This window comes from Rhodococcus sp. NPDC056506, from assembly GCF_042794945.1.
GTDB lineage: Bacteria > Actinomycetota > Actinomycetes > Mycobacteriales > Mycobacteriaceae > Rhodococcus_F.
Map to the genome: position 1 here is coordinate 1 of NZ_JBHTSW010000080.1, position 7,588 is coordinate 7,588.

Below are 7,588 nucleotides of genomic sequence, written 5' to 3' on the forward strand. Positions count from 1 at the left end.
GTTCGGGATCGCCGCAGCGCTCTGTTCAGTCAACGGTCGAAGATCGAAACATCCTCAGCGACAATGCAAACGCAACCAACAGCAGCGCGCCCACAAAAGCACTGACCCCACCCCAACCGCCACCCGCGTATGCGAGACCCGCGAGGGCGCCCGCCACGGACGAACCCGCGTAGTAGGCAAACAGATACAACGCCGACGCCTCGGCCCGGTGATCGGTAGCGATCAGCCCCACCCAACCACTGGCCACCGAATGTGCCGCGAAGAATCCTCCGGTGAAGAGCAGCATCCCCACGAGCGTCAACGCCAGAGTGTCCGGAACGGTCAGTGCCAGGCCGATACCGATGACGACAACCGACCCGAGCAGAACGCTGCGCCTACCCAGTCGGTCAGAGGCCCCGCCCGCTACCGCCGAGGTGAAAGTTCCGGCAAGGTAGAAAAGGAACACCAGGCCCACAAGCGCTTCAGGAAGGCCGAAAGGTGCTGCCGTGAGCCGAAACCCGAGAAAGTTGAAAATCGACACGAAACCGCCCATCAGGATGAATCCCAAAGCGAAGAGTGTTCGCAGCGACGGGTTCGCAAGGTGACGTCGTAGATTCGACGCGATCGTGCGCGCCGATATCGGTTGCGGGCGAAAGAACTTCGACGCGGGAAGCTGCCGGATCATGTTGAGCGCGAACAATGCCGACAGCGCGGACGCAGTCAACAGCGCCCAACGCCACGTACTGAAATCGACCACGGCCGAGGGAACAAGCCGCCCGATCAAACCACCGATGGTCGTACCAGCGACGTATCTCCCCATCGCCGCACCGAGGTCCTTCCGATCGACCTCTTCTGCCAGATAGGCCATCGCCACCGCCGGGACACCAGCCAGAGCCAATCCCTGTGCTCCGCGTCCGACCAGCAGAACCTCGATCGTCGGACTCAGCGGCAGAAGCAAACCGATCACACAGGACGCCGACGCCGACGCGATCATCACCCGTGTGCGACCGAACCGCTCGGAGAGCGCACTGGCCGGAATGATTGCCAACGCCAGCATGCCCGTCGTGGCCGAGACGGACAGCGCAGACACCGCCGGCGAGACGTCGAAGCCTTCCGCGAACGCGGGCAGCAACGCCTGTGCCGCGTACATCGAGATGAAGGTCGACAGTCCGGCCGCGAACAACGCAACGGTCACCGTGCGATACCCGGCGGATCCCCGGCGGAGCGGCGCCACCTCGGTTTCGATCACGTTCTCAACAGTCACCACGTACCTCCAGGCATCTCTTACCTCCGGTAAGAATCCTCCCGCCCAGCTTCGGCAAAAGAAAATGCATAAATTTGGACTTCTACATGTCTGAGTCGCATATAGATTTGGTTCGTGATGCTGACCGAAGACCTCGAGTGGTTCGTCGTACTCGCCGAAACCCAACAGGTCACCGCGACTGCGGACCTGACCCACCTGTCGCAGCCGACCCTTTCACGCAAACTCGCACGCCTCGAACGACAGATCGGCGTGACACTCTTCGACCGTCAGGGACGCCGACTAGAACTGAACCGGTACGGCGAGATCCTCTACGAACACGCTCGGACCGCGCTCCGCGCCCTCGACGCGGCGCAGACCGAAATCCGGTCGCTGGCGAGCCCCGAGAGCGGCACGGTGCGACTCGACTTCCTCCACTCGTTCGGAACCTGGCTGGTTCCGCACATGCTGCGGGGATATCGCGTCGAGCATCCCGGGGTGCGATTCGAATTGCATCAGGACAGTGCCCAGTTCCTGGTCGACAGAATTTCCGCCGGCACGTCCGACCTGGCCGTCGTCTCGCCGCAGCCGCGCGATCCACAGGTGGCGTGGATGCAGATCGCTCAGCAGTCACTGGCATTGGCTGTTCCGGCTGATCATCGCTTTGCGCAGCTGCATTCGGTCGAGCTTGCGGACGCGGCCGAAGAACCGTTCATCGGAATGCACCCGAACTTCGGGATGCGAAGAATTCTCGATGAACTCTGCGCGGCCGCAGGATTCACTCCGAATTTCGTCTTCGAGAGCAGCGAGCTGGCAACGGTCGGCGGACTGGTCTCCGCGTCCTTCGGTGTCTCGGTGATGCCGGTTCAAGATCCGCCGATCTGGGCCGAAGGAGTCGTCTACGTACCGATCGAAGGAGCACAGCGAAAAATAGGGCTGATCTGGTCGAAGAGCCGCGAGCTGTCCGATCCCGCCCGGACGTTCCGCGACTACGTCCAAAGAACGACTTGGTCGTGAAAGTGCCCCCGGATAACTACGGATCGGTAACATCGCTCGAGGGGAGCAATTTTCATGCCATTCTTTTCAAACCTACGGTGCCGTAGGCTGGGGCGAAGTCGCGCATTCACTCAACATGGAGGCAAGAAATGACGAGGATTCTGACGCAGCTGGAGCTGCTACAAGAGCTGCAGCCGGTTGCCGAGGAGAACGTCAACCGCCACATCTCCATGGCCAAGGAATGGCATCCACACGATTACGTCCCGTGGGACGAGGGTCGTAACTTCGCAGCCATGGGCGGCGAAGACTGGAGTCTCGAGCAGTCACAACTCGGCGAGGTCGCCCGAGCCGCGATGATCACCAACCTGCTCACCGAGGACAACCTGCCGTCGTACCACCGTGAGATCGCCGAGAACTTTTCGCAGGACGGCGCCTGGGGCACGTGGGTCGGCCGATGGACCGCCGAGGAGAACCGCCACGGCATCGTGATGCGTGATTACCTCGTCGTCACGCGCGCAGTCGACCCCGTCGAGCTCGAGCGCTTCCGCATGGAACACATGACAAACGGTTACAGCGCACCCATCGACGAGGGCGACGCCGGGCTGCTGCACTCAGTCGCGTACGTGACCTTCCAGGAACTCGCGACACGCGTCAGCCACCGCAATACCGGCAAGGCCTGCGACGAGCCGGTTGCCGACAAGATGCTTCAGCGCATCGCGGCGGACGAGAACCTGCACATGATCTTCTACCGCAACATCTGCGCCGCCGCGCTCGATCTTGCTCCCGACCAGGCTCTCAAGGCTGTGGCGAACATCGTCCAGAACTTCCAGATGCCCGGCGCCGGAATGCCGAACTTCCGCCGCAACGGCGCTCTCATGGCCAAGCACGGCATCTACGACCTTCGCCAGCACCTCGACGAGGTCGTCTGGCCGGTCCTGCGCAAGTGGAACATCTTCGAGCGCAACGATTTCAGTGCCGAAGGCGAGAACACGCGCGAGGAGTTGGCGGCCTTCCTCGAGACCCTCGCCGCCAACGCGACCAAGTTCGAGGAGCAGCGCGATCGCATGCTCGCACGCGAAGCCGCCAAGCGCGAACAGCAGGCTTCTTAGTTTCACCAGCTATTCTGTGCCCGGTACCGGATTCGGTGCCGGGCACTTCCAATTGTCACAAATATTTGTTCAGAGGTAGTCATGTCATCCCTTCGTATCGGTTCACTCGAGCTGCACAGCCCCGTGGTCCTCGCACCCATGGCGGGCGTCACCAACGTCGCCTTCCGCACGCTGTGCCGTGAACTCGAACTCGAACGTGCAGGCAGCACGTCCGGGCTCTACGTCTGCGAAATGGTCACCGCACGCGCGCTCGTCGAACGCCAGCCGGCCACGATGCACATGACCACGTTCGGCCCGACCGAAACGCCCAGGTCGCTGCAGCTTTACACCGTCGACCCGGATACGACGTACGCCGCGGCCAAGATGATCGTCGACGAGAACATGGCCGATCACATCGACATGAACTTCGGCTGCCCGGTACCGAAGGTGACCCGCAAGGGCGGCGGATCGGCGCTGCCGTACAAGCGTCGACTGTTCGGACAGATCGTCGCGGCAGCCGTGCGCGCCACCGAAGGCACCGACATTCCGGTCACCGTCAAGATGCGCGTCGGTATCGACCCGGAACATCACACACACCTCGACGCCGGCCGGATCGCCGCAGCTGAAGGCGCCGCTGCAGTCGCGCTTCACGCACGAACCGCGTCGCAGCGATACTCCGGCACTGCTGACTGGAACGAGATCACGCGCCTCAAGGAACACGTCACCGACGTACCGATCCTCGGCAACGGCGACATCTTCGACGCCTCGGATGCTGCCCGCATGATGAACGAGACCGGCTGCGACGGAGTCGTCGTCGGACGCGGCTGCCTCGGACGGCCATGGCTGTTCGCGGAACTCAGCGCAGCGCTCAACGGACAACAGATCGCCACGCCGCCGACGCTCGGCGAAGTCACCAAGATCATCGCCCGTCACGCCCAACTGCTCGCCGCGCATCACGGTGAAATGAAGGGCTTGCGCGAACTTCGCAAGCACGTCTCCTGGTACATGCGTGGGTTCCCGGTCGGATCGGATCTGCGAGTCTCGATGGCCTTGGTCAGCACGTTGTCCGAACTGGACGACCTGCTCGGACAGCTCGATCACGACGTCCCTTTCCCCAAAGACGCCGAAGGCCCACGCGGACGCCAAGGCTCACCCGGTCAGGTGGCACTTCCGGAAGGTTGGCTCGACGATCCCGAGGACGACCTTGTGCCGGTGGGAGCTGACATGATGCACTCTGGCGGCTAGCGAAAACATGCCGTCGGATTACTCACATCACTTTCTGAGTGGAGCACTCAGGATTCACCAGTAATATGGCTCCAGCTTCGTCGACAACCGGTTGACGCCGGCATCTGAATGACGAGTTACTGACAGTCGACGACGGGACAGGTTGCATCGGTGGGTGATGATCACGATTCGGGCCCACCTCCGCCCGAGAGCCGCGCCCCCTGGGAACGTCCGCTCGCAGACAAGCGCTTCCGCAGCGCCCGACCGGACCAACCGGCAACGCCCCCGCGCCCAGCCACACCCCAGCGACCAGCACCGCAACCGCCCACTCCCCCGGAGCGTCGCAGCAGTGGACGTACCGGCCGACGGGATTCTCCTCCGACCGACGACTCCGTGTCAGTCGCCGAGTTGGTCCGCCGGGTAGGCGACAAAAAGCCGCCACCAGCCCCGGCTGCGCCGCCCAAGTCCACCCCACCCAAGACTCCATCGCGAGCTGCATCGGCACCACCCCCGGCGCCGTCGGCATCGCCCCGGGCGGCATCGGCACCGCCCCCAGCCCGGCCGATTCCCGCTCGCCCGACAGTCCCGCCTGCCGCAGCGGACTGGATAACCGAAGAACATCCCGTCACCTCCGCAGTGCCGCGAGTAGTCGGTGACACCGGCGCCACCCGCCTGGCGCAAAGCAAGATTCGCCGACGCCATCGCGCAAAAGTGATCGGCCGATCAGCGGTAGCGTTCCTGGCCGTCATGTCGCTCGCATTGACCGGCGTCGTGTGGGGTTATCTGCGATCAGTCGAAGGCGGCTTCGATCAGATTGCAGCACTCGACACCGAATCCGACGACATCATCGACGCCGGCGGCCAGCTCGGTGACGAGACATACCTGATCATCGGCACCGACACCCGAGCCGGTGCGAGCGGTGAGATCGGCGCCGGAACCGTCGAAGACGCCGAAGGTGCCCGAGCCGACACGGTCATGCTGGTGAACATTCCCGCCGACCGAAGCCGTGTCGTCGCAGTCTCCTTCCCTCGTGACCTCGACGTCGAACGTCCGATCTGCCAGGGCTGGGACAACGACGCCGGCAAGTACACCAGCGAAACCTTTCCGGCAGCCAGTGGCGACAAGCTCAATGCGACGTACGCACTCGGTGGCCCGAAGTGCCTGGTCAAGGTCATCCAGAAGATGTCCGGCCTGAAAATCGGGCACTTCGTCGGAATGGACTTCGCCGGTTTCGAGCGCATGGTCGACACCGTCGGCGGCGTGAACGTCTGCTCCCCCGGACCGATCGAGGACGGCATCCTCGGAACCGTCCTCGCGTCCGGCGGCACGCAGATGCTCGACGGCCGTACCGCACTCAACTACGTGCGCGCCCGCCACGTCGAAGCCGAAGGCAACGGCGACTACGGACGCATCACCCGTCAGCAGAAGTTCCTGTCGGCGCTGCTTCGCTCGGCCCTGTCCAACCAGGTCCTCCTGAATCCGAGCAAGCTCAACGGATTCATCAACGCCTTCACCAGCGACACGTTCGTCGAGAACATCGACACGAAATCACTGGTCACCCTCGGCCGTTCGCTGCAGAACGTCGATGCAGGCGCGGTCACGTTCTTGACGGTCCCCACCGACGGCACCAACGACTGGGGCAACGAGATTCCTCGCACCGACGAGATCAAGTCCCTCTTCCAAGCAATCATCGACGACGATCCACTTCCGGGTGAAGAGCGCGAGGACACCACACCGTCGTCGACCAGTTCCACGACAACCGCTCCTACGTCCAGCACGCCGCCGGCCGCCACTTCCGTCGAGGCGATGAGCGCCTACAACATCTCGGTCGACGTCTCCAACGCGTCGGGAATCGCCGGGCAGGCTGCGACGATCGCCGACAGCCTCGCGGCTTACGGTTTCCAGATCTCCACGGTCGGTAACTTCAGCGCAGCCACCGGCCTGGCGAATGCTCAGGCATCAACCACCGTCGTGCGCTACGCCGCAGGCTACGAGGCTGAAGCGGTGACCGTCGCGTCGTCGATTCCCGGTGCGGTTCTCGTTCTCGCTCCGAGCATGGGAGACATGATCGAGGTCGTCGTCGGAAGCAATTTCTCCGGCACCGTCGTCGCCCCCGCCGAGCCGGGGACCATGCTGGCGGCAAATCCGACGTCGGTCGACACCAGCACCTCGACGGCTCTGCCCGCCGACATCGCCAGCGTCAACGCCGGAGACACCACCTGCGACTGAGACTTGTTCATTCACCTTGCGTTCACCTGGTGCTTGTGACTTGGTCTTTCACGGCACGTAGGCTCTGACCTCATGCGCGTGGCTTACAACGAACAGATGACCGAGCTTGCAGACACGCTCGGCGAGATGGCAGGACTGGCAGGTGCCGCTATGGAGCGCGCCACCCAGTCCCTGCTCCAGGCAGACCTGTCCCTGGCAGAACAAGTAATCGGCGAACACGACAAGATCACCGAACTCAGCACCATTTGCGAGGAGCGTGCGTTTGCGTTGCTTGCCTTGCAGGCTCCCGTTGCCGGAGATCTGCGCTCGGTGGTCAGCGGAATCCAGATCGTCGCCGACATCGACCGCATGGGTGCACTCGCCCTGCACGTCGCCAAGATCGCGCGCCGCCGACATCCCAACCACGTGCTTCCTGAAGAGGTCAACGGCTACTTCGCCGAGATGGGACGCATCGCCGTCTCCATCGGTGCAGCCGCCAAGGTCGTACTCGAGACCCGCGACCCCGAGCGCGCTGCTCGCCTGCGCGAAGAAGACGAAGCGATGGACGACCTCCACCGCCACCTCTTCACCGTCCTCATGGATCGCGAGTGGAAGCACGGCGTAGCCGCCGCAGTCGACGTCACTCTGCTCGGCCGCTTCTACGAGCGGTTCGCCGATCACGCTGTCGAGGTCGGCCGACGCGTCATCTTCCTGGTGACCGGCAAGCTGCCCGAAGAGCCGGAAACCACCGAGAAGGTCGACAACCTCACCTCGTACCCGGATCTCTGAACCCAACCGTCCACGTGAGTAAAAGGCGGCCGCGCACTTGCGCGGCCGCCATTCCTATTCAGTA

General features: G+C 63.3%; 6 protein-coding genes. 5 read left to right on the forward strand and 1 reads right to left on the reverse strand.

Annotated features, from left to right (window positions below; genetic code table 11):
- Positions 1-25: 25 nt before the first annotated feature.
- The gene (locus ACFQ6H_RS29530) at positions 26-1,243 is read right to left on the reverse strand and encodes an MFS transporter (RefSeq protein WP_378650392.1); all 1,218 of its coding nucleotides are present in this window, start codon (positions 1,241-1,243) and stop codon (positions 26-28) included.
- A gap of 114 nt (positions 1,244-1,357) precedes the next feature.
- Here ACFQ6H_RS29530 and ACFQ6H_RS29535 point away from each other — a divergent pair, with 114 nt between their 5' ends.
- The 5 genes from ACFQ6H_RS29535 to phoU all read left to right on the forward strand — a co-directional run bounded on the left by ACFQ6H_RS29535 (position 1,358) and on the right by phoU (position 7,524).
- Positions 1,358-2,236, forward strand: a complete 879-nt coding sequence (locus ACFQ6H_RS29535; protein ID WP_378650394.1) for a LysR family transcriptional regulator — start codon at positions 1,358-1,360, stop codon at positions 2,234-2,236.
- Positions 2,237-2,364: 128 nt separating this feature from the next.
- Entirely contained in the window at positions 2,365-3,324 is a 960-nt protein-coding gene (locus tag ACFQ6H_RS29540) for an acyl-ACP desaturase (protein ID WP_378446580.1), read from the forward strand.
- Between the two features lie 81 nt (positions 3,325-3,405).
- On the forward strand, positions 3,406-4,548 hold the full coding sequence (gene dusB / locus ACFQ6H_RS29545) for a tRNA dihydrouridine synthase DusB (RefSeq protein ID WP_003939756.1): 1,143 nt from the start codon (positions 3,406-3,408) through the stop codon (positions 4,546-4,548).
- A gap of 150 nt (positions 4,549-4,698) precedes the next feature.
- Positions 4,699-6,756, forward strand: coding sequence for an LCP family protein (locus tag ACFQ6H_RS29550; RefSeq protein WP_378650396.1), 2,058 nt, complete (start codon positions 4,699-4,701; stop codon positions 6,754-6,756).
- Positions 6,757-6,828: 72 nt separating this feature from the next.
- Positions 6,829-7,524 carry a phosphate signaling complex protein PhoU gene (gene phoU / locus ACFQ6H_RS29555; RefSeq protein ID WP_003940130.1) on the forward strand — a complete coding sequence of 232 codons (696 nt, stop codon included), beginning with the start codon at positions 6,829-6,831 and terminating at the stop codon, positions 7,522-7,524.
- Positions 7,525-7,588 lie beyond the last annotated feature (64 nt).